Below are 26,587 nucleotides of genomic sequence, written 5' to 3'. Positions count from 1 at the left end.
TTTGCAGCTAAGCCTACTTTACCAACCTCATTGGGGGATCAGATCGCGTGACGCAGTATATCTATAATTTCGGTGGTGGTTCGGCAGACGGTCGCACGGATATGCGTAACCTTCTCGGTGGCAAGGGGGCGAACCTGGCCGAAATGGCCTCGCTTGGTCTTCCCGTCCCACCAGGATTTACGATCACGACTGAGGTCTGCACGGCGTTTTACGACAATAATCGGCAATATCCCGAGGGGCTCAAGGATGCGGTGGATAAGGCCCTCGAACGGGTCGAGAGCATCGTCGAGCGGAAATTCGGCGATGCCGAAAAGCCGCTGCTCGTCTCCGTCCGTTCAGGCGCCCGCGCCTCCATGCCGGGGATGATGGATACCGTTCTTAATTTGGGCCTCAACAAAGAGACCGTGAAGGGGCTCGCCGCCCTCGCGGGGGATGAACGCTTTGCCTATGACAGCTATCGGCGATTCATTCAGATGTATTCGAATGTGGTCCTTCAGATGGATCACCATAGCTTTGAAGAAATCCTCGACACCTATAAGGACGACAGGGACTATGTGCTCGACACCGATCTGACGGCTGCGGATTGGCAGGCGGTGATCGTCAAATACGAAGCGGCGGTTCAGGCCGAGCTCGGCAAGCCGTTTCCCCAGGATGTCCATGAGCAACTCTGGGGCGCGATCGACGCCGTTTTTGGCTCCTGGATGAATGATCGGTCCAAGACATATCGCCGCCTCAATGCGATTCCCGAAGATTGGGGAACCGCGGTGAACGTCCAGGCCATGGTATTCGGCAATATGGGGGACACGTCCGCGACGGGCGTCGCCTTCACCCGTGATCCGTCCACGGGGGAGAATCATTATTACGGTGAATTCCTCGTCAACGCCCAGGGTGAGGACGTGGTGGCCGGAATCCGCACACCGCAGAACTTGACGATTGCCGGGCGTCAGCGCCAGGGCAATGAAGACCCCTCCCTTGAGGAGGTGATGCCGGAGACGTTCAAGGAACTGACGGCGATCTTCCAGACCCTTGAGAACCATTACCGCGACATGCAGGACATTGAGTTCACCATCCAGGAGGGCAAACTCTGGATGCTGCAAACGCGGAACGGCAAACGTACCGCCAAGGCGGCGCTGAAAATCGCCGTGGATCTCGCCGAGGAGGGCAAGATTTCCGAGGAGGAGGCCGTGTTGCGGGTGAATCCGGCGGCCCTCGACCAATTGCTTCACCCTTCTTTGGACCCCAAGGCGACCCGAGACCTGCTCACCAAAGGGCTTCCGGCCAGTCCCGGTGCGGCCTCCGGGAAGGTGGTGTTCACCGCCGATGAAGCAGAGCGCCTGGCGAATGACGGCCAGAAGGTTATCCTAGTGCGGACGGAAACCAGCCCCGAGGATATTCACGGGATGCACGCCGCCGTGGGGATCGTCACGGCGCGGGGGGGGATGACCTCTCACGCGGCGGTGGTCGCGCGCGGCATGGGACGTCCTTGCGTCTGCGGTGCGGCCGAGGTGCGAATCGATAAAGCGGGAACCGCCTTTACGGTCAGTGGTCGAACCGTGTCGGCGGGGGATCAGATCACTCTCGACGGCGCCACCGGTGAGGTCTTCTTCGGGGCCGTGAAGACAATCGAACCTGAATTGTCCGGCGATTTCGCCAAATTGATGGTGTGGGCGGACAAGGCCCGGCGCATGAAGGTGCGGGCCAACGCCGAAACCCCCCTCGATGCCAAGACGGCCCGGGGGTTTGGCGCCGAAGGGATCGGCCTTTGCCGGACGGAGCATATGTTCTTCGATGCCGAGCGGATTACCGTCGTGCGTCAGATGATCCTCGCCCGCGACGCGACGGAGCGGAAGGCCGCGCTCGATAAGCTATTGCCCTTCCAGCGCGACGATTTCCGTGAATTGTTCACGGTGATGCGGGGGCTGCCGGTGACGGTTCGGCTACTCGACCCGCCGCTGCATGAATTCCTGCCGCATACGGACAAGGAAATTGAGGAAGTCGCCCAGGGCTCCGGTATCGCTGTTGACCAGCTCAAGGCGCGGGCCAAGGATCTGGCGGAGCAGAACCCGATGCTCGGCCATCGAGGCTGCCGCCTCGGTGTCACCTTCCCTGAGATCTACGAAATGCAGGTGCGGGCCATTCTCGAAGCGGCCTGTGAGGTCGCGGCCGAGACCGGCGATGCCGTCGTGCCCGAAATCATGGTGCCGCTCGTTTCCATGAAGAAAGAACTGGCCTTCTTGAAGAGCCGGATCGACGCGGTGGCCACCGAAGTGTTCGCCGATAAGGGACGGATCCTCGATTATCTGGTCGGCACAATGGTGGAATTGCCGCGGGCGGCGTTGATCGCCGATGAGATCGCCGAGGAGGCGGCCTTCTTCTCCTTTGGGACGAACGACCTGACCCAGACGACCTATGGTCTGTCACGGGACGATTCGGGGGCCTTTATGCCTTTCTATATCAGGGAGGGGTTGGTCGAGACCGATCCCTTTGTGTCCCTCGATCCCAAGGGCGTTGGCGCGTTGGTGGAAATCGGCGCGGAACGGGGCCGGCAGACCCGGGCCGATATCAAGCTCGGTATTTGCGGCGAGCATGGGGGCGATCCCGCCTCGATCTCCATCTGCGAAAGAATCGGCCTCGATTATGTCTCCTGCTCGCCTTATCGCGTGCCGATTGCCCGTTTGGCGGCGGCCCAGGCGAGCCTGTCGGGCGATGATGACTGACGATTGAGCGCCTCTCCCATCTGCTTTAGAGGGGGGCAAATTTGTTCCCCCTCTGGGGCATAATTTTCGACAATGTCATCAATCATGTGTCGAATTTCGAGGGGGAGTTGCCTATGTGCTCCGCATGCAGGGGGCGAGCTGCGGCTCGGTGCCAAAGGAATAGGGGCAGAATGAACAAGAAAGAGCTTGGGGGACAGGCCGGCAACTCATCACTGGCGGCCATGGTCGCGATTGCCGCCATGACCTTCGTGGCGGCCGCAACAGCAGGGTTTGCGTACGCTTCTACATCCTCGCCTTCATTGAACGAGAACACGCGCTTTTCGTTCGGTGAATTTTTCGCAAGGAAAGCCAACCGGACTGCGTCCCCGGAGGTCGTCCGCGCCTTTGAGCCTGATTATGTGGCTGAGCAAGAGAAGCAGCCCGATGCGTTCGGTCAGCTTGAAAGCCTTGGGATTGACGCGGGATCGATCAAGAAGGCGGCCCTGCGGCTGGGCATCGCGACCGCGGCGGTCGAAACGATGGATTTAGGCGCGATCGACGTAACGGCCCTCGATGCCAAGGAACGTCGCTGCCTGACGGAGGCCATTTACTACGAGGCCCGAGGCGAGACGGCGGCAGGCCGCATGGCGGTGGCCGATGTGGTGCTCAATCGCGTGGCGCATAAACGCTATCCCAACACCATTTGCGACGTTGTTTACCAGGGCAGTTCCCGCCGGACCGGGTGCCAATTCTCGTTCACCTGCGATGGCTCTCTCAATCGTCCGGTGGAACCAAAAGCCATGCGCCAGGCGAGGGCGTTGGCGACCAGCATTATGGGGGGCTTCCGCCTGCCCTTGTCGAAGGGCGCCCTCAACTATCACGCCAATTATGTTTCGCCATATTGGGCGCCAAAGCTGCATCAGACAGCGGTCGTGGACAATCACATCTTCTACACGCCGACACGGACCATCCGTTATGCGGGACTGAATTAGCGATCGCGGCGGGCCACCGCGCTAGCCGGTCGACAATTCCATCCCGATATCGAGGTTCGGGGCGGAATGGGTCAATCGGCCCGACGAGATGACATCGACGCCGGTCTCGGCGATGGCCCCGACGGTCTCTAGGCTGACATTTCCTGAGGCTTCCAGGAGGAGTTGACCTTTCACCAAGGCCACAGCCTCCCTGAGGCTTGCTTGAGACATATTGTCGAGAAGGACGATGTCGGCGTCGCCCGCGGCCAGGACTTCTTCGAGCTGCGCCAGCGTATCGACTTCGATTTCGATTTTCACCGTGTGAGATACCCTGGCCCTGATGGCCTTAAGGGCATGGCCGATGCCCCCTGCGGCAATGATGTGATTATCCTTGATCATCACCGCATCATGGAGACCGTAGCGATGGGCCAAGCCGCCGCCGCATTGAACGGCATATTTCTGGATGGCGCGCAGACCGGGCAGGGTCTTCCGTGTACTCGCAATGCGAGCCGGTGTGTGGGCGACCGCTTCGACATAGGCGGCGGTCAGGCTGGCGATCCCCATCATATGGCCTAGAAAATTGAGGGCCGTGCGCTCAGCGGAGAGAAGGCTCGTCGCCTTTCCGCATAGCTCCAGGACCGTGTCTCCCGCACTGACCGGGGTACCATCGCTCACCTGACGGAGGATCGTGACTTCGGGGTCGAGAAGCTGGAAGACATGGGCCGCGATCTCCGTCCCGCACGCGATGCCTTTTTCTCGCGCCGACAGCCTGGCTGTGCCGATCTGCGAGGGGGCGATCGTGGCGCCGGTCGTCAGATCACCGACCTCTCCGAAATCTTCGCTGAACGCCTTCTGAATAAGGGGGGTGATCACGGACAGGGGAAGAGGAGGAGGGGGGGGCATGGGCGGGCTCAGCTCAGTTGGGCGCCTTTGGCGCAGGAGATACGCGGTTAGGCGCCGGGGGTAAGGGTGTGGTGGGGGATGGCGGTCTGCGGAAAATCCGTCCGCTGGTGCGCCCCGCGGCTCTCCTCCCGGTCGAGCGCCGCTCTGACAATCATTTTGGCCGCCAGGAGGGAGAGGCGGTCCCCTTCCGTTGTCGGCGAGGTCGCCGCAAGGGAGGCACTGAGGCGGGACAGTCCATCGTGATCCCGACGCAGCCCACAGTCGGCCGCCATCCGCCGCCGTCGGTCGCGGTCGTTCGGCGGCGGGGACAGGGGGAGGGGGATCTCTTCAGCAATACACGGCCCGGCCTGACGAGGGTGGCGGTGAATATCCGCCGCTGCGCGTCGGGCAAAGACGACCGCTTCGGTCAGGGAATTTGAGGCCAGTCGATTGGCGCCATGAACCCCCGTGCTGGCGCACTCGCCAATGGCGTAAAGGCCGGGTACGTCAGATCGCCCGTCGAGATCGGTCAGGATCCCCCCCATGTGATAATGCGCGGCCGGCGCGATCGATATAGGTTTGGTCACCGGGTCGAGCCCCGCCTCGCGACAGGCGGCATAGACGGTTGGAAACTGCGCTTTCATGTCAGCGCCGATCGCCTGTCGGGTGTCGAGAAAGGCCTCTCCCGTCTTGGCAATGGCATCGGCAACGCCGCGGGCGACAATATCCCTTGGGGCCAGCTCCGCCTCAGGGTGGCGCTCAACCATAAAGCGGCGGCCGTGGCCATCGTGCAGCGTCGCCCCGGCCCCCCGCAAGGCCTCGGTGGCCAGCGGGGCGGGGTCTCGCCCGACATCGATCCCCGTCGGATGAAATTGGATGAATTCAAGATCCCTGAGGGTGGCCCCGGCCTCATGGGCCATGGCCAGACCATGGCCTTGGGCCATCAGCGGATTGGTGGTGACCGCGAATAATCCGCCAACCCCGCCAAGGGCGAAGATGACGTGATCGGCGGGCAGTAGGCGGTTCTCTCCGGCGGTAATATCGCGCGCCATAACCCCCGTCACGCCGTCTTCATCGACCAGTAATTTATGGACGACGCATCGTTCGTGGATTGTGATCGAGGGGGTGTTTTGCGCGGCATGGGTCAAAGCATCGATCACCGCGGCGCCGGCTTCGTCACCGCCGACATGGGCGATACGGTGGCGATGATGGGCCGCCTCTCGTCCAAGTCGAAAGCGTCCGTCCTTTTCACGATCGAAGGGGACGCCCAGCTCGGCGAGCCAGTGGACGGCTCCCGGGGCCTCCTCACACAAGAGGCGCGCCGCGTCGGGGTCGACCAATCCTGCACCCGCCGACAGGGTGTCCTGGAGATGCTCCTCAGGCGAATCGTCAGGGGACAGAGCCGCCGCCAATCCCCCCTGGGCCCATGCGGAGGAGCCGCCATGGCCGATTTCCCCGGCGGTGACCAGGGTGACCGGAGAGGGGGCCAAGCTGACGGCGGCCGCCAACCCGGCGATGCCGGCCCCAACGATGATAATCCGGCCCGGCGGGGCAGCGGAACTCACGACGGTCTCAACGCTGTTCGACGGCGATCACATCGGCGCCGCTGGTCGTCACCGAATAGTTTGAGACGGAGCCTGTGAGGGGAAGATCGATCATTCGTTCCACCGCGGCGCGGGCCCGCTGCGCAATGACAGGGTCGACGGTCACCTCATGCTCGCCGGATTCCAGTGAGCGCAAAATTCCCTCCAAGCTGATCCGCTTCATGTGAGGGCAAAGATTGCACGGACGAACAAAGGCGACATCGGGATTTTCCGCTGCCACATTGTCCGACATCGAACATTCGGTGATCAGCACGACGTCTTTGGGCTTGTTCTTCGACACATAGCCCGACATGGCGGCGGTCGACCCGGCGAAATCCGCCTCGGCCAAGACGTCGGGGGGGCATTCGGGGTGCGCCAGGACGATCACGCCCGGCTTGCCGGCGCGTATTTCGCGAATGTCCTCGGCGGTAAAGCGCTCATGGACCTCACACGCCCCGGCCCAGGTGATCACCTTTTTGTCGGTCATCGCCGCAACATTCTTGGCAAGATACTGATCGGGGATGAGGATGACCTGGTCGGTGCCGAATTCGGCGCAGATATGTTCGACGACCTGGACGGCGTTCGACGAGGTGCAGCAAATATCCGTCTCCGCCTTCACGTCCGCCGTGGTGTTCACATAGGTGACGACCGGCGTTCCCGGATAGCGCTCTTTCAAGAGCCGCACATCCGCGCCGGTGATCGAGGAGGCAAGCGAGCACCCCGCCTCCAGCGAGGGGATGAGCACCGTCTTTTCCGGGGCGAGAATTTTAGAGGTTTCCGCCATGAAGTGGACCCCGGCCTGCACAATTATGTCGGCGTCGGTGGCCGCGGCCTCCCTGGCTAATTGCAGGCTGTCGCCTCGGAAATCGCCGACGGCGAAAAAGATGTCCGGCGTCATGTAATTATGGGCGAGAATCACGGCGTTCTTTTGCGCTTTGAGGTCATTGATCCTCGCGATGATCGGCGCGTGCAGTTCCCACTCCATACGCGGCATGAATTTCGCCACTTGGGGATAAAGAGGGTCCGTCTTTCGGCGCACCTCGTCTGTAAAGGTCAGGGGAATTTCGCCATCAAATCCATGGGCGGCCATTATTATCTCTCCCTTCGAGTCAGAGACTTAGCATCAGCCCCTTTTACTCATTACGAGTATATGTGCAGTGAACTTATGCCCTTCAAGAGCAAAAGGCAAACGCCTTTGACCGCTGGAAGTTTCCATTCCCTTACTGCGGCAAAGGCGCCGCCGGCCCTTGCGGCGTTAGATTAGCATTTGGGCCGAAAACGGGGGAGGGGGAGCCCCGGGCCGTGCTTCTGCAGGGCGAGGCGACTGGCCCGATAGAGGGCGGCCGGCCGGCCACCGGTGGAGCCGGTCACCTCGCCGGTTTTTTCGGCCAGACCAACCGCTTCGACCGAGCGGCGGAAATTCTGCTTGTGGAGGGGAAAACCGAGAATGGCCTCTACCGCCCTTTGGAGATCTGTGAGGGTGAACACCGGGGGAACCATCTGAAAGACAATGGGGCGGTATCTGAGTTTGCCGCGCAACCGATCGATCGCCGTTGCCAGGATGCGCCGATGGTCTGACATCATCGGTTGACCATAGCGGCCGGGGGAGGGCTCCCGTTCGCCGTCCCCCTCGCCGAACACATCGCGGGCGGCTTCTTCGACGAGACGGGCCTCATACATGAGCTCATAGCGATCGAGCACCCGCTCCTCCTCCCATGGCGCATCGCCGAGGCCGAAGGCCGCATCCACCCGCATCCGGTCGCCGGGCCGTTGGCCCGCCCAGTCGAGCAGGGCCGGGATCAGATCCTCTGTCAGGAGTTTTGAGGGACCGTTTCTAAGGTCTTCCCACGGAAAATAAGTGTACCAATGACACCAGCTCGCGCGTTCGATCGCCGGTTCCGTAATTTCAGGGGCCAGACCGAGATACCCCACCGACACCACCCGGTCCGACGGGGTGCCGTCTTTCATGCGCGCGCGGGGCGCCTCCCGCCCCATATCGCCGAAGGTATAGAGCTGCTCGACATAGCCGACGGGCACATCGGCTTGTCGCTCGATGAATTCGCGCAGACCGATTTCGAAGGTGCGGTGTCGATCCGGGTCGAACCGACCGAAGGGAAGGGAGGGGCCAAGCGCCCGCTCCACGCACAAGACTTTTGGCGCGGTGCCGTCCAGCGCGGACAACACCGCGTTGAGGCCGATGACCAGCCGAGGTTCTGGCACTGGTGAAACCGCTCCGTGTAATTCGCTCCTAGCGAGCGGTGACCGATACACTATCGAGTGTAGGGGGGGCTAGGGTCAGCGACAATCTTCTTCTCAGCGGGCTGTGGGGGTAAGGCGATATATACTGATCCAGACGCTCGGATGGCGGATCATTTTCTCTCCTCCTATTCCAAGGCTCCTTCGGCGAAAGGCCGGGATTTCACCAAATCTGTCGACCACTTCGCCGTGGGGGGGAGCCCCCCTAAGCCGCTTCTTCTTCGATAAGGGCGGTGAACCGCTCAAGGAAAAGCTGCTGCGACTCGCTCGCCGTCATGGCGGTGATGTTGAGGGGCGAGACCGCTTGGGGCACCGGGAAGAGGCGGCGCGCCTCTTCTTCTTCGAAACCGGCAATCTGGGTCGCTTCGAAGAAGGCACAGGCACGGTCGGCCTTTTTGATGAGCTTTTCGACTCGCTCCGGTAGAATGGCGGGCAGACCGAATCTGAGGTGAATGGCCTGCTGTAGCCCGCGTTCGACGCGCCGATAATGCTCACCGAGAGCGGATTTGAACGGCGAAATCATATCGCCGATTACATATTCCGGCGCATCATGGAGCAGGGCCGCCAGCCGCCATTCCCGCGGCCATTGCGGTGAAAGCTCAGTGCAAAAATCAGCCACGATGACGCTGTGTTGCGCGACATTAAAGGGCAGGGCCCCGGTGGTCTGTCCGTTCCATCTGGCCACCCGTGCCAGCCCATGGGCGATATCTTCGATCTCGATATCGAGGGGGGAGGGGTCGAGAATGTCGAGGCGTCGACCGGACAACATCCGCTGCCAGGCCCGCGGCGGGTTCGTCAATTGGGGCATGGTCGGGGCTTACCGCATTGATGCGGCAAGGTCATCGGGGGGCTTTTCCCCGATCGCGGCGCGACATTTTCACAGGGCGCCCTATCGTCCTTCGACGACAAGGCGAGAGAGGTGGGCGCATGTCATTATGGCGGCTCTTCATGATCGCCGTCCTCTGGGGCGGCATTGCGGCGGCCCAACCTGGAATGGGGGGGCAGGACGAGGGGACAGGCGCCTATCCCGAAGGGCATTCGGGCGGGGTCGCGCGGGATATGCTCGATGCCCTCGGCTCCGGCAGCAAATTGCTGATCGGCAAGATCCAAACCACCGAAAAGCGCGACCCGATCGACGATCCGCGGTTCAACGGCCAGGACAGCCCGCGGGCGACGGTCATGACATTTCTCAATGCCATGGATTTGGTGGGGCGCGGTTATGTCGATCTCGGCTTTGAGCGGGCCATGGCGTGTTTTCCGCCCGGCACGCCGCGCACCGACGCTGTCCGGCTCTATGGTGTGTTCTTGCGCTTGGGGCCTGTCTCTCCCGTCACCCTCCCGGGCGGTGAGGGGGTGCAGCAGTCGGGAGATACGCGCTTTGAATATTTTCCTCGCGGCTCCGATCATATTTGGGTGTGGCGCGCTCTCGACACCGCGCCTCCAGCGAACAGCGAAATTGCCGTGCAGCGATATGGGGAGGGGACGTGGCTGTTCTCTGAAGCCACCCTCAGCGGGCTTGAGGCGCTGTCGGAGGCGATGGAACCGCTCCCGCCCCGCTATGGGGAGGATGATGGCGGTGCCTATTTCATCCGGGCTTTCAGTCCGCTGGTCGAAGAGACGGGCGTGCGGGGATGGTTTTTGTTCTTGGCGACGACGGGCCTCGGCGTACTTGCCGGGATCGGGATCCATCGCGGTGTCCGTTGGTTGAGCCTAAGGAGCCGCCGACAGGATCATGGCATGGTGGCGATGACCCTCAACGGGCTCGGCATTACCTTAGGGATATTCGTCTTCACGGTGGCCTTTGCCATCGCCATGGGATTCTTGACCCTTGGGCCTGTGTTTCTGCCGTTGAAATACGAGTTGCCGCGCTTCCTCCTGTTGACCGCCTTTGCCATGCTGGTGATCTCAGGCATCGATACGATCACCGCCTTTGCCCATCGTAATATCCAAAAGACGGGATCTGGCCATTATGATCGCATGGTCGTGACGATCGTTCGTCGTATCCTCCGTACTGTGGTGATTACAATATTTCTCATCTTCGTTTTGGAGAATGTGCTGGGCGTCAATGTTGGTGCGCTGATCCTCGGATTTGGGGTGGTGGGACTCGCCCTGGGTCTCGCTGCGCAGGATTCGGTGAAGAATTTATTCGGGGCGGTGACGATCTTTCTCAACCGGCCATTCTTTATCGGGGATTGGATCCAGTTCGGGGGACGGATGGATAAACATTGGGGGGTGGTGGAGGACATCAAATTACAGGCGACCAAGTTGAGGGATCTTCACGGGAATATCGTCACTATTCCCAATATGCTCTTCATCGACAGGGAGGTTGAAAATCTCTCGGCACGCGGCTTCATTCGGCGGGAGATGAGCCTTGCGCTTCCTTATCGTCCCGACACAGCGGAACTCGACCGGGCCGTCGAAGCGCTAAATGATATCCTGACCTCAGACGAAGTCATGGCCGATGCCAGGGCTCAGGGGCGCGACGCCGACCCGCATATCAGCTTTTATGGCTTTGAAGAATCATGGCTCAGTCTGCGGATCTATCATTATTATTTCATGGATGAGGGGCGGGCGGACGATCTTGCGGCGCCGGCCGTTCAGCGCGATACGGAAAGAGGGTGGTTCACCTATCTTGACCATATCAGCATGGTCAATCGTCGGATCGTCGACGTCTTCGGTGAGCGCGATATCACCTTCGCCTTTCCGCGACAGACAGTCGAGTTTCTCCCCGATAAGAGCTTTAAAGGGCCGGTCGAAGACGCGCTTAGCTCTTCCTGACGATGATGGAGCCGGCGGAATAGCCCGCGCCAAATCCCGAGACGACCCCGATATCCCCGGCGGCGAGGCCATCGCGATGCTTGTGAAAGGCGATAATCGACCCCGCAGAAGAGGTATTGGCGTACTCGTCCAGCACGGTGGGGTTTTCCTCCGGCGTGGCTTCGCGCCCCAGAACTTTTTTGGCGATCAGGACATTCATATTCAGGTTCGCCTGGTGCAACCACAGGCGCTTGATCGCCGCCGTGGCGATGTCATTGTCGTCAAGGTGCTGACAAATCATCTCGGCGACCATCGGAATGACCTCCTTAAACACCGATCGGCCATTTTGCTTGAAAAGCCGGTCCGTCTCAGGATCGTCCCATTCGATAATTTTGTCTGTGGAGGGATCTAAAAATCCCATATTGTTGCGAATATTATTGGAAAAGACGGTCTTCAGTCGTGTGTCGAGCACATCGAAGGCGTTCCAGGCGCCGTCCTCCTCGGGGTGGCCAAGAATGACGGCGGTTGCCACGTCACCGAAGATGAAGTGTCCGTCGCGGTCGCGGAAATTGATATGGCCCGTACAGATCTCAGGATTGACCATCAGGACCCGGCGGGCGCCGGTGGAGAGAAGGCCGATCGCCGTTTGAATACCGAAGGCGGCACTGGCGCAGGCGACGTTCATGTCGAACCCATATCCCTCGATCCCGAGAGCATTTTGGATCTCAACGGCCATGGCGGGATAGGGGCGCTGCATGTTCGATGCCGCGCAAAGGACAGCATCGATATCCTGGGGACCTAGATCCGCCGCCTCCATCGCCTCCTTGGCGGCGGCGACGGCGATCTCGGCCATGATCGAAAGCTCTTCATTGCTCCGTGTGGGGAGGGAAGGACGCATGCGATCAATATCGAGCATCCCTACCTTGTCCAAGACGAAACGGGATTTGATACCGGATGCTTTCTCGATGAACTCGGCGGAAGAGAGTGGTTTTTGATTGTCGGGATGGTTTGCATTCCACCTCTCCGCCCACGCATTATAGGCTTCGACCAATTCTTCGTTGGATACCCGGTGGGGCGGCGTGAAAAGGCCGGTGGAGAGGATACGGGCGACGGGGGCGGCTGCGGACATTTATTAAAGCTCTATTCTACCGAGCCCCCAACATGCGCTCGCGCCTATCGCTTTGGCAACTCCGATCGGTCCTTGGACTGCGTCGATATTGGTCGAGGTTGTCAGACCCATATCGTGTTTTGATGAAGGGCTCAGGCTTTCCGGAGTTCGGAATGGCTTTTCAGCACGCGACTGCCATCGGACTGCTCGATCATGTAGGCCGGGTTGTCCTGATCGGCATTGCGCTTGACGCTATTGCCATCGATCTGACGTTCGACTTCTTCGGTAAAGCTCTCCTGGACCTCGCCCTTCGCTGTCCCGTTTCCCCACTCCCACTCAACGGTTGTGCCCTTATTATAGGTTTTGCTCATCACGATTTCTCCTTATTGGGGGCGTAACGCGTAAGGGGGCTTGGGCGTTCAATTCGCCTCGGTCCGGCGCGCGGGGCCGGTGCTCATCGAGCACGTAGAAGTCGCTTGTCGGCGGGGATCTGTGGGGCTAGCGGCATCGCATGGATAGTAATGCGCCGAGGTCGTCGTCAGCGCCCTCCCTGATCAATTGGCCTCCTCAGGGAGAGTTCGTCTCGCTGGTCGCCATTTTGATGGCGATGAACGCGCTGTCGATCGATATTGTGCTGCCGGCCCTGGGGCTGATTGGCGAGTCGCTCGATCAATCCGATGGCAATGCGATCCAACTGATTATCACGATCTACATCTTCAGCTTCGGTTGCGGACAATTGGTTCTTGGCCCGGTGTCCGATCGTTTCGGGCGCCGGCCGCTCTTGCTCATCGCGCTGGGGCTGTTTGCCGTGGCGAACGGTCTTGCCGCCTCCGCCTCGGACTTTTCCCATCTCCTTGCGGCGCGCTGTGCCCAGGGCCTGACGGCGGCGGCGTTGCGGGTCTCCGCCCTCGCCATTGTCCGGGACCGGTATCAGGGGCGGCAAATGGCGAAGACGATGTCGCTCGTCATGATGGTGTTCATGGCGGTGCCGCTAATGGCGCCATTGCTCGGCCAAATTTTGATCGGCCTTGGGCCCTGGCCGCTGATCTTCGAAGCGAGCGCGGTGTTGTCGGGCTTCGTCTTTCTCTGGGTCGCGCTCAGATTGCCCGAAAGTCTGCCGCCGGCCCGGCGGCGACGCATCAGTCTCTCAACCCTTATTGACGGCTATCGCTTGATTATCAGCCATCGGAGCGCTTGGGGCTATATGCTGGCGAGCGGTTTCGTCTTTGGGGTGCTGTTCAGTTTCATCACCGCTTCGAACCAAATCCTCCTCGAGGTTTACGAGATCGGGAACAAGTTTCCCCTCGCCTTTGCGGGCGTCGCCTCCGGGTTGGCGGTCTCGAACTTCTTCAATTCTCGCTTGGTCGAAGCCTATGGCATGCGGGCGTTGAGCCATACGGCCTTGATCTTGTTCCTGGGGGTCAATTGCCTCCATGCTGTCCTGGCCTTTGTCGGCTATCAGCCCTTTTGGCTGTTCACGGTAATGACCGCGCTGCCCTTCGTGATGCTTGGCTTTCTGGGGCCGAACTTTACCGCCCTCGCGCTTGATCCCCTTGGCAAGGTCGCGGGACTGGCGACCAGTGTGCAGGGCTTCATTTCCACCGGGATTGCGGGGCTGTTTGGGGGGTGGGTTGCCCATCTCTACAATGGGACGCCTGAACCCTACGCCTATGGGGTCGCCATCTTAAGCGCTGGGGCGGTGGCCATGGTCACCTGGACCGAGCGCGGCCAATTGCGCGCCTTCCGCCTGGTTAAAGAGCCGCCGACGCCGCCTGAATCGCCCTCAGCGTGAAGGAGATGGCGACCTTGCCGCCAGCGCGGCGACGGGGGCATGGCGGGGACAGGTGGTGAGGTGATCGTTCACCATGCCCACCGCTTGCGCGAAGGCATAGACGATTGTCGGGCCGCAAAATTTGAAGCCCCGGGCTTTGAGGTCCTTGGACAGCGCCGTCCCGGCAGGCGAGGTGGCGGGGACGTCCTCTCCCTCCGCCCATTGGTTCTGCACCGGCTTGCCCCCGAAAAAAGACCAAAGATGCGCCACGGCGCCCGCCCCCTCTTCCTCAAGGGCGAGCCATGCCCGCGCATTGACGATGGCCGCTTCGATTTTTCCGCGGTGGCGCACGATGCCGGGATTGCCCAAGAGCGTATCGACCTGGCGGCTCTCCCAGGCGGCAATGCGCTCGGGGTCGAAACCTTCGAACGCTTCGCGAAAGGCGGGCCGTTTGTAGAGGATCGTGCGCCAACTGAGGCCCGCCTGGAACCCATCGAGGATGAGCTTCTCATAGAGGGCCCGGCTATCCCATTCAGGGACGCCCCATTCTTCGTCGTGATAGGCAACATAGACCGGATCTGTTTCCGGGACCCAAGTGCAGCGCCCCGTCATGACAGCCAAAATGGGGCTGTCAGCTGTAGATCAGCGCCGTCTGCCGTCGTGACGGCGCTGTCCTCTCGGCCGCCGAGGCGATCGAGGCGAACCAGGGCGAGCGCTGCCCGGCCATCGCCGCTACGGGCTGTCACCGTTCCAAGCTTGATCTCGCCAACCATCACGCTTTGACCCAAGGCAGGGATTTGTGCCCCCGACAGGCAATATGTCCGCTTACGGATCTCGCCCTTGCGAAACATGCGGCTTGCGACTTCCTGGCCAACGAAACACCCCTTTTTGTGATCGATGCCGCCGAGGCGGTCGAGATTGACGTCGAGGGGAAAGGCGTCCGCCTCGTCAAAGCCTGTGCCAAGATCGGGGATGCCGAGGCGGATGAGGTGATCGCGATATTCCGCCTCCACAGGCGCGCCCGCTGCGGCGGACCCCGCCCACAAGCCACGGGCGCCGAGTGTTGGCAGGCGCGGGTCCGGGAGGAGGGTCAGCGCTGCGTCATCCCTGCCATTGGGCCCCTGATCGGTCGGATGATCGGGACGGATCCCCACATTGATATCGTCGACCGGCGCGATGGTGACGGCTGCCCGTAGCGCATAGCGTTTGAGGCGACCGGCAAACGCCTCCCCGCGGCCTTTGGGCAGATCGAAGAGATAGTGATCACCGCGCGCCCACATAAAATAGGTGTCGAGAATTTTCCCCTGGGGCGTCAGCAGCGCCCCGTAGCGCAGCGGCGGTCCATCGGCGTCGCAGCGGATGGTCAGGACATTGCCGAGAAAGGTGAAACGGTCATCTCCGGCGACCGAGACCAAGTCGCGGGTCAGAGATCCTGTGAGGGTCATCATGACGAGGTTCTAGAGGCCGTGACGGCATGTGCCTACCCTTCCCGCACCCGGCTTCTTTCTTGACGCCCAAGGCGTGCGGCGCCTACGTCATGCCCCAACAATCGACAATGATCTCAGTAGGGGTGGCATGATGGCGACGTGGGGATATCGCGGAACAGCGGTAATTACAGGAGCGGGCAGCGGCATTGGCCGCGCTTTGGCCTTTGCATTGGCCGAGAAGGGCATGGACCTCGCCCTTGTCGATATCCGTGAGGACCGGCTGGAGGAGCTTCGCCAGGCCTTGGCCTCAAACCAGCGCAAGGTCACGATTTATGCGCGGGATGTGGCCGATCGTGACGCGATGCGCCGCTTGCCGTCCGATGTGGCTGCCGATCACGATCAGGTCTCCGTCCTGGTCAATAATGCGGGGGTCGCCTTGGGTGGACAATTCGATCAGGTGGCGGAGGACGATTTCGACTGGTTGATGAACATCAATTTCCGGTCGGTGGTCGACCTCACCCGGGCCTTCCTGCCGCATCTGCGTGAGGCGGCGCGGGCCCGGATCGTCAACACCAGTTCTTTGTTCGGGATTATCGCCCCTCCGGGACAGGCGGCCTATTCGGCATCGAAATTTGCGGTCCGTGGGTTTTCCGAGGCGCTGCGGCATGAACTCGACGGCTCCAATGTCGGCCTGACCGTGGTTCATCCCGGGGGCATTGCGACCAATATCGCGACGGATGCCCGAATTAAGATCGATGCGCCGCCGGAGGAAATCGAGAAGCGCAAGCAGTCGATGAACAAACTTTTGCGCCTGTCTCCCGAAAAGGCGGCGAAGGCCATTGTCGAAGGGGTGGAAAAGCATCGCGGCCGAGTCCTGATCGGCAATGACGCGAAGGCCGCGGCCCTGGTCGCACGCCTGTTCCCGGAGACTTATTACCGGCTCATTGGGATGCAAATGAAAGGAAATGACGGGACCTGAGGGCGCCTGCCGGCGGGCGCGCCGGATGAAAAATAAGATAATAAGTCGCGCCTCTAGCACTCCTCTTGCAAAGGCTATAGCGGCCACTATATTAGTGATCGTTACATAGCTTTCCCGGGAGGAGAAGTGACATGAATGCTATCTCACGCTCGATTGATCTTGAGCCTCGCAACGAACATTTCCATTTCGAAACGAACGAACGCAAGTACTGGTTCGATGGCGATCCTGTAAAGACGGTGTTCTGGAATGCGTTGTCCATCATGTTCCCCGAGGGGGAAAAATTCTTCATGGAGAGCGTGAAGAATAAGCGGAAATTGGTTGAGGATCCTGTCCTGCAAAAGCAGATCGACGGCTTCTTGACCCAAGAGGCGATGCACACCCGCGAGCATGTGATGTACAACAAGCAGCTCGACGCTCAGGGGTTTTCCGCGACTGATCTTCACCTTGAACTGAAGGCGTTCCTTGGGGCGTTGAAGAAGCGCATCGGCAAGAATCGTATGCTCGCCGTGACCTGTGCGCTTGAGCACTTTACCGCGATGATGGCCGATCGGGTGCTCCGCGACGAGACGATTTTTGGTGCTGCTGATGAGCAATATCGCCGTGTCTGGACCTGGCACGCCCTGGAGGAAGCCGAACATAAGGGGGTGGCGTATGATACCTTCTTGGCGGCTGTCCCCAATCGTCAGCGTCGTTACTTGATGCGGTGCGCGGCAATGGTCGGCACGAGCATCATCTTCAATTATTTCATCCTCAAGCATACCGGGCGGATGATGAAGGACGTTGGGATTTCCCGCTCGCCCAAAGCTTGGGGGAATCTTGCAAAGTACCTGCTCGGCAAACCTGGGCTTTACCGGCAAATCTTCTTCCCGTGGCTCGACTATTTCAAGCCGGGCTTCCATCCGTGGGATCACGATAACCGTCAGGAAATGGCCAAGGTCGAGCGCACTGTCGCGTCTTGGCATGCCAAAGAGCCTGCGCTGGCTGGCTCCGCCGCCTAAGCACATCCGCGTTTTCCTCCCGACTATGGGGCCCTTCTGGGCCCCTTTTTTTGGTGCGCTGCAATTGTGCACTGCAATATTGTGTCTTGCCGACACGTTTGTGCAACACAGTTTATTGCTGACATAAATCACAAAAAGCTGCGGGGGGCGTGCTCAAGGATGAGTCGTGTCGGCCCGATGGCTTCTGTCTTAAGCGGCAAACATTAACCCTTTTTCGTCTTCTTCGCCGGGAAAAGTAAGGAATGAGCAATGGCGCTCAATTTGTTAAAGACGGGGGGAGCGTTGAAAAACCCGTCCCCTGCGACGAGACGTCATTCACGAAGACTGTGATGGTGGCTTGTCGCCGGGGGAAGAAAATGACATATTGCTGTTGAAATGAATTTAACTGCGTAGATGAAACTACGCTCTTACGGTGGGCCGCGCCAACGGCCACTGTGGATAACAGGGAGGTAATAAGATGAACGACATTTCGCGTTCGATGAATCTCACACCCCGTAACGAGCACTTCCATTTTGAAGCTGCCGAGCGCGTGGACTGGTTCAATGGTGACGCCGGTCGCTCAATCGTCTTCAATGCGCTGTCGGTGCTATTTCCGGAAGGCGAAAAGTTTTTCATGGATAGCGTGAAAAATTTTCGGGACAAAGTCGACGATCCGACGCTGCAACAGCAGGTCAAAGTGTTTTTGACCCAAGAAGCCATGCACACGCGTGAGCATGTCCAGTACAACAAGCAGCTGGACGCGCAGGGATATTCGGCAACGAAGCTGCACAAGCAACTCGGCAACTTCCTCAGATTTCTCCGCAAAGTTACGACAAAACGGACTCAACTCGCGGTGACCTGTGGTCTCGAGCACTTCACCGGCATTCTCGCCGACGAAGCGCTCAAGCACGAAGAAATTTTGGGCGGGGCCGATGAGCGGTATCGTCGCGCTTGGACGTGGCACGCCCTCGAAGAGACCGAGCATAAAGGCGTGGCTTACGACGTCATGCAAAAAGTTTGCGGAGTATTCGCCTATCCAATCCGGGCGTTCATCATGATCCCGACCACGATCATCTTTGCTTACTATATCTGGAAGCATATCATCGTGATGATGCATGATCGTGGGCTTCTCTTCTCTGGTAAGACGTGGAGCAGCGTTCTTGATCACATGGTGGGGCGCGTTGGGTTGTTCCGTCGCATGATCCCGGCGTGGTTCGATTATTTCCGGCCTGGTTTCCACCCTTGGGACCATGACAACCGTCAGCTCCTCGATAAGACGGAGAAAGAGGTTCAGCAGTGGACCGATCTTGCTCCGATGACGACGGCCTCTGCCGCTGCTTAACGATCTTCTTTGGGTCTCGGTTTTACCCCGTATAGAAAGCGGAGCTTCGGCTCCGCTTTTTTGTGTTTGGCGTCAGGACGAGCTTTTTCTGTGGACAGGTCATCCCTGAAAAAGGGGGGCAGGCACGCCGGTGGCGCGACGCCGAAGGCCGTGAAGCGGGGCGGATTCAGAGAGGGAGGGGTCTTTTATCGAGATCGGATTTGGAGCCAGTTCCTTTGACCAACGGGGGGGGAGGGGGCGTTTTTTGGCTCTTGTCTCCGTTGATCTGATCGCGTAATACTGCCGTTCAATCCTCACGCGGGGACCATACTTCGGTGGCGGCCTTGGGCTGTCCCCTCCCCGCGGCGGCTCAACCGAAGGAAGGATCGCAGTCATGGCACTGCCTGAATTTACTATGCGCCAGCTGCTGGAAGCGGGCGTACACTTTGGCCACCAGACCCACCGCTGGAATCCCCGTATGCGGGAGTATATTTTCGGTGACCGGTCCGGCATTCATATTATCGATCTGTCTCAGACCGTTCCGCTTTTGCACCAGGCCCTTGTCAAGGTGCGGGACATTGTGGCCGGCGGTGGCCGTGTCCTGTTCGTTGGCACCAAGCGGCAAGCGCAACAGCCGGTGGCCGAGGCCGCGGGTCGATGTGCGCAATATTACATGAACAATCGTTGGCTCGGTGGGACGCTCACCAATTGGGAAACCGTTTCGAACTCCATTCAGCGGATGCGGGTGATCGAGGAATCCCTTGAAGCCGAGGCGCGTGGGTTTACCAAGAAAGAGCAGCTCAACATGACCCGCGAGCGGGACAAGCTTGAATTGTCTCTCGGCGGTATTCGCGAAATGGGCGGCCTGCCGGATCTGATGTTCGTGATCGATGTGAACAAAGAAGACATCGCCATCAAGGAAGCCAAAAAACTCGGCATCCCCGTCGTGGCGGTCGTTGACACGAATTGCTCTCCCGAAGGGGTCGATTACATCATTCCGGGGAATGACGATGCCTCAAGGGCGATCAGCCTTTATTGCAATCTCGTCGCCGATGCTGTGATCGACGGGCTGTCCGCCTCTGCCCTGGAATTCGGCGAAGATCTCGGCGAGCTTGAGGAGCTGCCCGATGAGACCGCCCTTGCGGAGGCTGAGGTCATGGATCCGGCCGCGACAGAGGCCAGCGAGGGTGTTGCTCTTGGGGCTGAGGATCAAGGCGCGGTGACAAATGCCGAGGGCGAAGAGGTTCTGGCACAGGAACTCGACGCCCAAGCGCGTGAAGCCGAGAAAGATCAAGAGCCCGCCCCCTCGTCATAAGACTGACGCGGTGGGGCGCTCGCCCCAGATCCCAGCCCTTTTGGGCGGCCGCCATGCTGTGCCCTCAAGGGGGCGCAGCGCCGGAGACCAAACGTCAGAGGCAAGCGCCAGACGATAGGCCGTTAGATCTCCCGTCAGGCTCTAACCGAGACGGGTGCTGGGGCGGCTCCGAGATGAGAAGAAAAGTCAGGGCAGGGGGCGGTTCGTCCCTTGACCAGCCATACGGGGTGAGACCAAAGCCCCGCCAGACAGAGGCAGCTGCGCGACGCTGCCTGATTTCCACCACCAGGAGGGTTCCATGGCCGACATCACGGCGAAAATGGTGAAAGACCTGCGCGACAAGACCGGCGCGGGGATGATGGATTGCAAAGCGGCTCTGAACGAGACCGACGGCGATATGGAGCAGGCCGTCGATTGGCTCCGCAAAAAGGGCCTCGCCAAGGCGGCGAAGAAGGCGGGTCGGACAGCGGCCGACGGTCTGGTCGCCTATGCGGTGGACGGCGCCAAGGGGGCGGTGGTCGAGGTGAACTCGGAAACCGATTTTGTGGCACGGAACGAAACCTTCCAGAAAATGGTGGGGGACATCGCGCAGGTGGCGCTGTCGGTGGACGGCGATTTCGGCGCTCTCACATCGGCCGATTATCCCGGCGCTGGGAAATCCGTTTCGGATCACATCGCGGAAATGGTCGGACAGATCGGCGAGAACTTGACCTTGCGGCGGGCGGCGGGCCTATCCGTCGACGAGGGCACCGTGGTTCCCTACGTTCATACGCAGATCGCCGATCAGGCGGGGAAAATCGTCGTGCTCGTCGCGCTCAAATCGAGCGGGAAAGGCGAGGCGTTGCAAAGCCTTGGCCGCCAATTGGCCATGCACATTGCGGCCGCGCGCCCCTTGGCGCTGAACGTTGCCGAACTCGATCAAGAGGTGGTGGAGCGGGAGAAGTCGGTCTTGGCCGACCAGGCCCGCGCGTCCGGAAAACCTGAAAACATCATTGAGAAAATGGTCGAGGGTCGCCTGCAGAAATTCTATCAGGAGAGCGTCCTCCTCGAGCAGATTTTCGTCATCGACAATGAGCGCCCTGTGAAAACGGTCGTCGCGGACGCGAAGGCCGAAGTGGGCGCCGAGGTGACGCTCACGGGATTTGTGCGCTTCGAATTGGGTGAGGGGATCGCAAAGGAAGAAGAAGACTTTGCGGCCGAAGTCGCGGCGATGACCCAAAAATAATCGGCTCGGCTTTACGAGACGAGAGCCTCATAGGGCCCCGCTATGGCGGGGCCCTTTTTTGTGGCTGAATGCGAATGTTTATTGGTCAGTTAATAACAAATGAAAATTCAATTCAAAGTAAGGTAGCGTTTATAGATAGTATAAATTTATTACATACAATCGTATTAAGGACTTTACCTTCGCCTAAGCCATTTACGCTACGATCAGTCGATCAATTACTCGGAAAATGGCTTAGCTGTGGCGTTCCAGACAAATGAAGGGCAATTCGAGGCGGCTTTGATGGCCGTGGGCCTCTTCTATTTGATGGCGCTGACAGTTTCGATATTGTTCTTTCGCGGCACGGGTCGACGCGGTCTCAGCAAGATGAAATGGATCGTGCTGGCGGGCTTGGGGCTTGGCTTGTCCCTGTTTTTGAGTGCCCCCATCGCTGCTTATGCAGCGGGGTATAGCTTCGGGGATGATACCAGCCTCACCCTTATGGCCTATGGGCTCCAACTGGGCCTCGCGGTTTTCGGGATCGGGGGCTTTGGCTATTTGGCGAACCGTCCCGATTGTGGGGTCTCGACGAAACTGTCCGCTGGGGTGGGGCCCCTCGTTCTCGCGTTTTTGACCGGCCCGGTTCTCTTGATGGGCGATGGGGCGCGCTGGACGGTCCTCAATGTCGCGGCCCTTGTCGGGGCGATGTCGCTCATGGTCGTCGCGTTGACGCCGGCTTGTCTCCTCGCGCTGAGCCATCGCACCCGTAATCGTCGGATCGTGTTTTCCCTCCTGTTCACGGCCGCGATGATCATTCCCTATATCGCTCTCAAGCGCGGGGGGCTTTCCGCGCCCGGCGTCTATCCCGGCGCGGCCGACTATGCCTTCGCGCTGGTGATGAGCGGCATCGCGTTGCCCTCGCTTGTGGCGCAATTGGTGGTCTTCCGTCGATTATCACGCCGCGCCCGTCAGGAACGGCATGCTCGTGAAAAGAAGGTGGCGGTTGATCCGGGCCGTGGGGTTGCCGATCTGAAGTCGGCGGCCATGGAGGCCTCGGTGACCGCCCATGCGATGCGCTCACCCCTGGGGGGGATTGCGAGTCTGAGTGAGCTCTTGCTCTCGACCCCCCTTGACGAGGACCAACGGCGTTATGTGCGGATGATCGCTGAATCCGCAGAGGGCGCCACCAGTTCATTAGGGTTTCAAGCCGCGCCCCCGGCGGCGGCTCGGCCCAATCGTCCCCCCCCGCTCAAGCGGGTGTCGATGGCGGCCATGGTCGCCCGTCTCGAAGCAGTGCTGGTCGGCGCCGCGCTCGAGGCGGGCGTGCACCTCATCTTTCATGTCGGCAGGGCTGTTCCCGCCGAGATCTGGGCGGTGGAAGACAAACTCCTGGCGGCTCTCAAAACGCTCCTCAGCGACCTCCTGGGCAGCACGGCGGCGCCGAATATGTTGGTCAGTATCGATGCGGAACGACGGAATCAGGAGGCGACGATCAGGCTTTCGGTCACCGATCGCGCGACGGATGAGGCGGCGCTCGATCGTGGAGCCGAGGAAACCCATCGCCGGGCAGCGGAGATCGGCGCCGACCTGTTGATTTCAGTTCGGGAAGACAATGTGCGTACGGCGTTTCTCACCTTCGTTGCGCGCCTCCCCCACACACAACACTCCCCCATGAACACCGCGCCGACCAGTCAGCCGAACGCCTCGCGGGAATAGGCCCCCTTTGCCGATAGATGGGATCTGAGGGGCGAACCGGCCTAGCTTGGTCGCCCTCGTTCTGATAATGGCCTCCAAGTTTCCAAGGGATCTTGCGAGATGACCGATCAGGCCGCCCAGACGCCGCGCTATCGTCGTATCTGCCTTAAACTCTCGGGCGAGGCGCTGATGGGAGAGAAAGAGTTCGGCATCGATCTCGAAACCGTCGAGCGCATCGCCAGAGAAGTGAAAGCGGCGCGGGAGATGGGGGCGGAAATCTGTCTTGTCGTCGGGGGCGGGAATATTTTCCGTGGTCTGCAAATGGCGGCCAGGGGGATGGAACGGGCCAGCGCCGATTACATGGGCATGTTGGCCACTGTGATGAACGCCCTTGCGGTCCAGAACGCCCTTGAGGCGATCGATGTCGAAACTCGGGTCATGTCGGCGATCACGATGACCGAGGTTTGTGAGCCCTATATTCGGCGCCGGGCCTTACGTCATTTGACAAAGGGCATTGTCGTCATCTTCGCGGCCGGGTCGGGCAATCCGTTCTTCACCACCGATACCGCCGCCGCCCTCCGCGCAGCTGAAATGGGGTGTGATGCGCTGTTGAAGGGCACGCAAGTCGATGGGGTTTATTCGGCGGATCCCAAAAGTGACCCCTCCGCGCAGCGCTATGAGCGGCTGTCCTACATGGACGTGCTGCGCAACGATTTGCGGGTGATGGATCAAGCGGCGATCTCGATCACCAGGGAGAATGCCATTCCGATCCTTGTCTTTTCCCTCAAAGATGGCATTGGCGGCCCGGTATCCGGTCAAGGACGCTTTACAACCATCGCCGATTCGGACCCTGCCTGAGGCTGACACCGGCCGTGTCGGAAAAAGCCGGTGGAGCGTCTTGGGCTCTTTCCCTTGTTGCGGCATAAGCCCTTCTTTAGCGGATAGGGTCCCCCCACGAAAAAGGAGTGCACTATGGCCGATGGCCCGGACATGAAGGAACTCGAAAAGCGGATGGATGGTGCCATCGCCTCGCTGAAATCGGAGTATGCCGGTCTGCGCTCGGGGCGTGCCACGATCAGCCTGCTCGATCCGGTCACCGTGAACGCCTATGGCTCGGAGATGCCCTTGAACCAGGTCGGCACGGTTGGCGTGCCCGATGCGCGCACCCTTTCGGTACAGGTGTGGGATAAGGGCCTCGTCTCGGCGGTGGAGAAGGGGATCCGGGAGTCCGGTCTTGACCTCAATCCCGTGACAGATGGACAAACCGTTCGCGTGCCCATGCCGCCAATGACCGAAGAACGCCGGCGCGACCTCGCAAAGCTCACAGGCAAATATGCCGAAGCGGCGAAAGTGGCGATTAGGAATGTCCGGCGCGATGGGATGGAAGAGGCCAAAAAAGCAGAGGGCGTCTCGGAGGATGACCAGAAGCGGATGTCCGAGGAGGTCCAGAAATTGACCGATGCCAAGGTCAAGGAGATCGATCAGATGCACGCGCAAAAGGAAAAAGAAATCATGCAGGTTTAACCTGCCGCTGCTGGCCCCCCTTAGGGAGCCTCTCACAACTGCCCACTCCTAAAGGAGAGAAGGGGTTATGGACGTCAACGCGCCGCGTCGGCTCGCTCAACGCATGGCCGCGAGCATGCCCGGAGCCGGTGATGAGGAGGAAAAATCTCTTCGTCACGTGGCCATCATCATGGACGGCAATGGTCGGTGGGCGAAAAAGCACGGCGTCTCTCGTCTGCGTGGCCACCAGGAAGGTATGGAGGCCGCACGCCGGGCTGTGGAGGCGGCCAAGGATCTCGGCCTCAGCCATCTCACTCTCTACAGTTTTTCAACGGAGAACTGGAATCGCCCCGAATGGGAGGTCCGGCACCTCATGGGGCTGTTGCGGCAATTCTTCGAAAAGGACTTGGCCGATTTGGTGGAAGAGGGGATCAGGGTCCGCATTATCGGCGATCGCCGAACGCTCCCCAACGATATTCGGGAAATGGTCGAGCAGGCAGAACGTCAAACCGCCGATAACAAGGGATATACGCTTCAGATCGCCTTTAATTATGGGGGGCGTGATGAGCTGGTTCGGGCGGTATCAAGCTTAGCCGAGCAAGTCGCGTCTGGGACCTTGGATGTCGAGGCCATTGACGAGCGCGTCATCGGCGACACGCTCGACACCGCGAATGCCCCGGACCCCGACCTTGTCATTCGGACCAGCGGCGAACAGCGGCTGTCGAACTTTCTCCTATGGCAGGCCGCCTATTCGGAGTTCATTTTCATGGACTGTTTATGGCCCGATTTCGATGAGGCCGCCTTCCGCGAGGCGGTCGACATCTATCGAGGTCGCAACCGCCGGTTCGGTGGGCGCTAAAACGCTGTCGCGCGACGTAACCTGGACGAGATCAGAGCCGAATATCCCTTTGATCTGATGGGGGGAGATGGTGATGACCATCGTCGATTTTACAAAGGCGTCCCGGACACCCATCCACCAGGTGGATCTCAGCCCGTGCGGGGCGCTGATGGCGAAAGCGCAAAAGGGCGATAAGGCCGCCTATACCGAGGCGTTGAGCCTTTGCGATCAGTGGCTTCGCCTCTATCTCCCGCGCCGTCTCGCCCATGAGCGGATCGACGATGCGATTCAGGAAACGCTCTTGGCGGTCCATCGCAAGCGGCATACCTACGATCCGTCGCGGCCCTTTCCCCCCTGGTTCGTCGCGATTGCCCGGTTCAAATGGCTCGACGGTCTGCGCGCGGCTTATCGCGCAGAAGAGGCTGAGCTCACCGACGATCACGGAATCGACAGTCACGAAGAGAGCGTTCTCTCCCGGATCCTGTTGCAAAAGGTGATGACACACCTCCCCCCCGCTCAGGCAGAGGTATTGCGGTTGGCGAAGGTGGAAGGGCGCTCAATCGAAGAAATTTCGGTGGCGACAGGTCAAAGCGCGTCTTTGGTCAAGGTCAATATCCACCGTGCACGGAAAAAACTAGTGAAACTCCTGGAGAAGTCCCATGAGTAATATGTCGTTCATTGAGGGCCTTGCGGCGACAGCTCAGCCGGTTGCCCGCCGCCGCGGCGCGCAGGATTTGGTGATCATTGCCCTTGTGGTGCTGGTCGAGGTGATTGGCTTTTCGTACTTTTTCGATCCTGAGCGATTCGCCGCTTATGTCGACGCCGCGCCGCGGCAGATGATCATGAAGATCGTGCTGTTCAGCTCGTTGTTTGTGACCTCTCTGGCCGCGGCGCTGCACAGCTTTGAGGCGACCGCCCGCCGGCTCGATCCGGTGATTTTGGCGGGGGGCTCGGCGGTGGGGCTGATGGGGCTGATGAGCTTCGATTACGCGATGGGGCCGGGTCTCGAGGCCACCCTTTTGCCACGTCAGGGGCTTGGATGTTTGTCGGCGATTACGCTGCTGTCGCTTCCCGTCTGCTTTGCCATGGGGCTCTTAATGACCCGAGCCGCTTCGGTGCAGCCGGGTCGGACGGCCCTCCTGATCGGGCTGACGGGCGGCGCGTTCGGCGCGACTCTCTTTTCGCTCATCTGTCCTTATACGAGCCTCTGGTACATTGGGGTTTGGTATGGGGGGGCAATCATCGTCTCATCGGCCTGGTGCGTCCGGGTGCTGCCTGATTTCAATCAATGGTAGGGTGATGGGGCG

24 protein-coding genes are annotated in these 26,587 nt (G+C 60.1%); 15 read left to right on the top strand and 9 right to left on the bottom strand.

The window, feature by feature from the left end; translation table 11 throughout:
- Positions 1-47 precede the first annotated feature (47 nt).
- Together ppdK and PB2503_RS13680 are read left to right on the top strand one after the other, a co-directional pair.
- Positions 48-2,717 (top strand): pyruvate, phosphate dikinase, encoded by a 2,670-nt coding sequence (gene ppdK, locus PB2503_RS02115; RefSeq protein ID WP_013299567.1) that lies wholly within the window; start codon positions 48-50, stop codon positions 2,715-2,717.
- Positions 2,718-2,887: 170 nt separating this feature from the next.
- Positions 2,888-3,688 carry a cell wall hydrolase gene (locus PB2503_RS13680; RefSeq protein WP_013299566.1) on the top strand — a complete coding sequence of 267 codons (801 nt, stop codon included), beginning with the start codon at positions 2,888-2,890 and terminating at the stop codon, positions 3,686-3,688.
- A gap of 21 nt (positions 3,689-3,709) precedes the next feature.
- Here PB2503_RS13680 and nadC read toward each other — a convergent pair whose 3' ends face one another.
- The 5 genes from nadC to PB2503_RS02085 all read right to left on the bottom strand — a co-directional run bounded on the left by nadC (position 3,710) and on the right by PB2503_RS02085 (position 9,196).
- Positions 3,710-4,570: a carboxylating nicotinate-nucleotide diphosphorylase gene (nadC, locus tag PB2503_RS02105; RefSeq protein ID WP_013299565.1), complete on the bottom strand. Its 861-nt coding sequence runs from the start codon at positions 4,568-4,570 to the stop codon at positions 3,710-3,712.
- Between the two features lie 47 nt (positions 4,571-4,617).
- On the bottom strand, positions 4,618-6,114 hold the full coding sequence (locus PB2503_RS02100; RefSeq protein WP_013299564.1) for an L-aspartate oxidase: 1,497 nt from the start codon (positions 6,112-6,114) through the stop codon (positions 4,618-4,620).
- A 7-nt stretch (positions 6,115-6,121) separates the two neighbouring features.
- Entirely contained in the window at positions 6,122-7,222 is a 1,101-nt protein-coding gene (nadA, locus tag PB2503_RS02095) for a quinolinate synthase NadA (protein ID WP_013299563.1), read from the bottom strand.
- A gap of 170 nt (positions 7,223-7,392) precedes the next feature.
- A complete protein-coding gene (locus PB2503_RS02090; protein WP_013299562.1) occupies positions 7,393-8,352 on the bottom strand; it encodes an NUDIX hydrolase in 960 nt (319 codons plus the stop codon).
- A 241-nt stretch (positions 8,353-8,593) separates the two neighbouring features.
- Positions 8,594-9,196, bottom strand: coding sequence for a YfbR-like 5'-deoxynucleotidase (locus PB2503_RS02085; protein WP_013299561.1), 603 nt, complete (start codon positions 9,194-9,196; stop codon positions 8,594-8,596).
- A gap of 119 nt (positions 9,197-9,315) precedes the next feature.
- Between PB2503_RS02085 and PB2503_RS02080 the strand changes: the two genes are divergently transcribed.
- Positions 9,316-11,166, top strand: a complete 1,851-nt coding sequence (locus PB2503_RS02080; protein WP_013299560.1) for a mechanosensitive ion channel family protein — start codon at positions 9,316-9,318, stop codon at positions 11,164-11,166.
- Here PB2503_RS02080 and PB2503_RS02075 read toward each other — a convergent pair.
- A complete protein-coding gene (locus PB2503_RS02075; RefSeq protein ID WP_013299559.1) occupies positions 11,153-12,274 on the bottom strand; it encodes a beta-ketoacyl-ACP synthase III in 1,122 nt (373 codons plus the stop codon). The two genes, PB2503_RS02080 and PB2503_RS02075, sit on opposite strands and share 14 nt — an antisense overlap.
- Before the next feature lie 131 nt (positions 12,275-12,405).
- Positions 12,406-12,624: a hypervirulence associated TUDOR domain-containing protein gene (locus PB2503_RS02070; RefSeq protein ID WP_013299558.1), complete on the bottom strand. Its 219-nt coding sequence runs from the start codon at positions 12,622-12,624 to the stop codon at positions 12,406-12,408.
- Positions 12,625-12,764: 140 nt separating this feature from the next.
- On the opposite strand from PB2503_RS02070, the gene PB2503_RS02065 reads away from it, so the two are divergent.
- Positions 12,765-14,045, top strand: coding sequence for a multidrug effflux MFS transporter (locus PB2503_RS02065; RefSeq protein ID WP_013299557.1), 1,281 nt, complete (start codon positions 12,765-12,767; stop codon positions 14,043-14,045).
- On the opposite strand, the gene PB2503_RS02060 is transcribed toward PB2503_RS02065, so the two are convergent.
- Positions 14,037-14,636: a DNA-3-methyladenine glycosylase I gene (locus PB2503_RS02060; protein WP_013299556.1), complete on the bottom strand. Its 600-nt coding sequence runs from the start codon at positions 14,634-14,636 to the stop codon at positions 14,037-14,039. The two genes, PB2503_RS02065 and PB2503_RS02060, sit on opposite strands and share 9 nt — an antisense overlap.
- Entirely contained in the window at positions 14,633-15,472 is an 840-nt protein-coding gene (ygfZ, locus tag PB2503_RS02055) for a CAF17-like 4Fe-4S cluster assembly/insertion protein YgfZ (RefSeq protein ID WP_013299555.1), read from the bottom strand. The genes PB2503_RS02060 and ygfZ overlap by 4 nt, the downstream gene beginning before the upstream one ends.
- Before the next feature lie 130 nt (positions 15,473-15,602).
- Here ygfZ and PB2503_RS02050 point away from each other — a divergent pair, with 130 nt between their 5' ends.
- The 11 genes from PB2503_RS02050 (at position 15,603) to PB2503_RS13675 (ending at position 26,575) form a co-directional block, all read left to right on the top strand.
- The gene (locus PB2503_RS02050; RefSeq protein WP_013299554.1) at positions 15,603-16,430 is read left to right on the top strand and encodes an SDR family NAD(P)-dependent oxidoreductase; all 828 of its coding nucleotides are present in this window, start codon (positions 15,603-15,605) and stop codon (positions 16,428-16,430) included.
- Between the two features lie 131 nt (positions 16,431-16,561).
- Positions 16,562-17,428: a metal-dependent hydrolase gene (locus PB2503_RS02045; RefSeq protein WP_013299553.1), complete on the top strand. Its 867-nt coding sequence runs from the start codon at positions 16,562-16,564 to the stop codon at positions 17,426-17,428.
- A 457-nt stretch (positions 17,429-17,885) separates the two neighbouring features.
- On the top strand, positions 17,886-18,749 hold the full coding sequence (locus tag PB2503_RS02040) for a metal-dependent hydrolase (protein WP_013299552.1): 864 nt from the start codon (positions 17,886-17,888) through the stop codon (positions 18,747-18,749).
- Between the two features lie 373 nt (positions 18,750-19,122).
- A complete protein-coding gene (rpsB, locus tag PB2503_RS02035; protein WP_013299551.1) occupies positions 19,123-20,043 on the top strand; it encodes a 30S ribosomal protein S2 in 921 nt (306 codons plus the stop codon).
- Positions 20,044-20,341: 298 nt separating this feature from the next.
- Complete coding sequence (gene tsf, locus PB2503_RS02030; RefSeq protein WP_013299550.1) at positions 20,342-21,268, top strand: translation elongation factor Ts; 927 nt, start codon at positions 20,342-20,344, stop codon at positions 21,266-21,268.
- A 237-nt stretch (positions 21,269-21,505) separates the two neighbouring features.
- Complete coding sequence (locus tag PB2503_RS02025) at positions 21,506-22,960, top strand: histidine kinase dimerization/phospho-acceptor domain-containing protein (RefSeq protein ID WP_013299549.1); 1,455 nt, start codon at positions 21,506-21,508, stop codon at positions 22,958-22,960.
- A 99-nt stretch (positions 22,961-23,059) separates the two neighbouring features.
- Positions 23,060-23,797, top strand: a complete 738-nt coding sequence (gene pyrH, locus PB2503_RS02020; protein WP_013299548.1) for a UMP kinase — start codon at positions 23,060-23,062, stop codon at positions 23,795-23,797.
- Positions 23,798-23,911: 114 nt separating this feature from the next.
- Positions 23,912-24,463, top strand: a complete 552-nt coding sequence (gene frr, locus PB2503_RS02015) for a ribosome recycling factor (RefSeq protein WP_013299547.1) — start codon at positions 23,912-23,914, stop codon at positions 24,461-24,463.
- Between the two features lie 115 nt (positions 24,464-24,578).
- Positions 24,579-25,301, top strand: coding sequence for an isoprenyl transferase (locus PB2503_RS02010; RefSeq protein WP_049782023.1), 723 nt, complete (start codon positions 24,579-24,581; stop codon positions 25,299-25,301).
- 73 nt (positions 25,302-25,374) lie between these two features.
- A complete protein-coding gene (locus PB2503_RS02005; RefSeq protein WP_202944396.1) occupies positions 25,375-25,947 on the top strand; it encodes a sigma-70 family RNA polymerase sigma factor in 573 nt (190 codons plus the stop codon).
- The gene (locus PB2503_RS13675; RefSeq protein WP_083810936.1) at positions 25,940-26,575 is read left to right on the top strand and encodes an NrsF family protein; all 636 of its coding nucleotides are present in this window, start codon (positions 25,940-25,942) and stop codon (positions 26,573-26,575) included. The genes PB2503_RS02005 and PB2503_RS13675 overlap by 8 nt, the downstream gene beginning before the upstream one ends.
- The last annotated feature ends 12 nt before the right edge of the window (positions 26,576-26,587 follow it).

Origin of the sequence: Parvularcula bermudensis HTCC2503 (assembly GCF_000152825.2) — a bacterium.
GTDB classification, from domain to species: domain Bacteria; phylum Pseudomonadota; class Alphaproteobacteria; order Caulobacterales; family Parvularculaceae; genus Parvularcula; species Parvularcula bermudensis.
This window is presented reverse-complemented; position numbering and strand designations above follow the sequence as displayed.

Bases quoted from the DNA above. Each gene is read 5' to 3' on its own strand.
- rpsB (WP_013299551.1), top strand. From the start codon at position 19,123: ATGGCACTGCCTGAATTTACTATGCGCCAGCTGCTGGAAGCGGGCGTA.
- nadC (WP_013299565.1), bottom strand. From the start codon at position 4,570: ATGCCCCCCCCTCCTCCTCTTCCCCTGTCCGTGATCACCCCCCTTATT.
- frr (WP_013299547.1), top strand. From the start codon at position 23,912: ATGGCCGATGGCCCGGACATGAAGGAACTCGAAAAGCGGATGGATGGT.
- PB2503_RS02060 (WP_013299556.1), bottom strand. From the start codon at position 14,636: ATGACGGGGCGCTGCACTTGGGTCCCGGAAACAGATCCGGTCTATGTT.
- PB2503_RS02075 (WP_013299559.1), bottom strand. From the start codon at position 12,274: ATGTCCGCAGCCGCCCCCGTCGCCCGTATCCTCTCCACCGGCCTTTTC.
- PB2503_RS02040 (WP_013299552.1), top strand. From the start codon at position 17,886: ATGAACGACATTTCGCGTTCGATGAATCTCACACCCCGTAACGAGCAC.
- PB2503_RS02005 (WP_202944396.1), top strand. From the start codon at position 25,375: ATGACCATCGTCGATTTTACAAAGGCGTCCCGGACACCCATCCACCAG.
- PB2503_RS02070 (WP_013299558.1), bottom strand. From the start codon at position 12,624: ATGAGCAAAACCTATAATAAGGGCACAACCGTTGAGTGGGAGTGGGGA.
- PB2503_RS02045 (WP_013299553.1), top strand. From the start codon at position 16,562: ATGAATGCTATCTCACGCTCGATTGATCTTGAGCCTCGCAACGAACAT.
- PB2503_RS13675 (WP_083810936.1), top strand. From the start codon at position 25,940: ATGAGTAATATGTCGTTCATTGAGGGCCTTGCGGCGACAGCTCAGCCG.
- pyrH (WP_013299548.1), top strand. From the start codon at position 23,060: ATGACCGATCAGGCCGCCCAGACGCCGCGCTATCGTCGTATCTGCCTT.
- PB2503_RS13680 (WP_013299566.1), top strand. From the start codon at position 2,888: ATGAACAAGAAAGAGCTTGGGGGACAGGCCGGCAACTCATCACTGGCG.
- PB2503_RS02050 (WP_013299554.1), top strand. From the start codon at position 15,603: ATGGCGACGTGGGGATATCGCGGAACAGCGGTAATTACAGGAGCGGGC.
- PB2503_RS02010 (WP_049782023.1), top strand. From the start codon at position 24,579: ATGCCCGGAGCCGGTGATGAGGAGGAAAAATCTCTTCGTCACGTGGCC.
- PB2503_RS02085 (WP_013299561.1), bottom strand. From the start codon at position 9,196: ATGCCCCAATTGACGAACCCGCCGCGGGCCTGGCAGCGGATGTTGTCC.
- ygfZ (WP_013299555.1), bottom strand. From the start codon at position 15,472: ATGATGACCCTCACAGGATCTCTGACCCGCGACTTGGTCTCGGTCGCC.
- nadA (WP_013299563.1), bottom strand. From the start codon at position 7,222: ATGGCCGCCCATGGATTTGATGGCGAAATTCCCCTGACCTTTACAGAC.
- PB2503_RS02065 (WP_013299557.1), top strand. From the start codon at position 12,765: ATGGATAGTAATGCGCCGAGGTCGTCGTCAGCGCCCTCCCTGATCAAT.
- tsf (WP_013299550.1), top strand. From the start codon at position 20,342: ATGGCCGACATCACGGCGAAAATGGTGAAAGACCTGCGCGACAAGACC.
- PB2503_RS02080 (WP_013299560.1), top strand. From the start codon at position 9,316: ATGTCATTATGGCGGCTCTTCATGATCGCCGTCCTCTGGGGCGGCATT.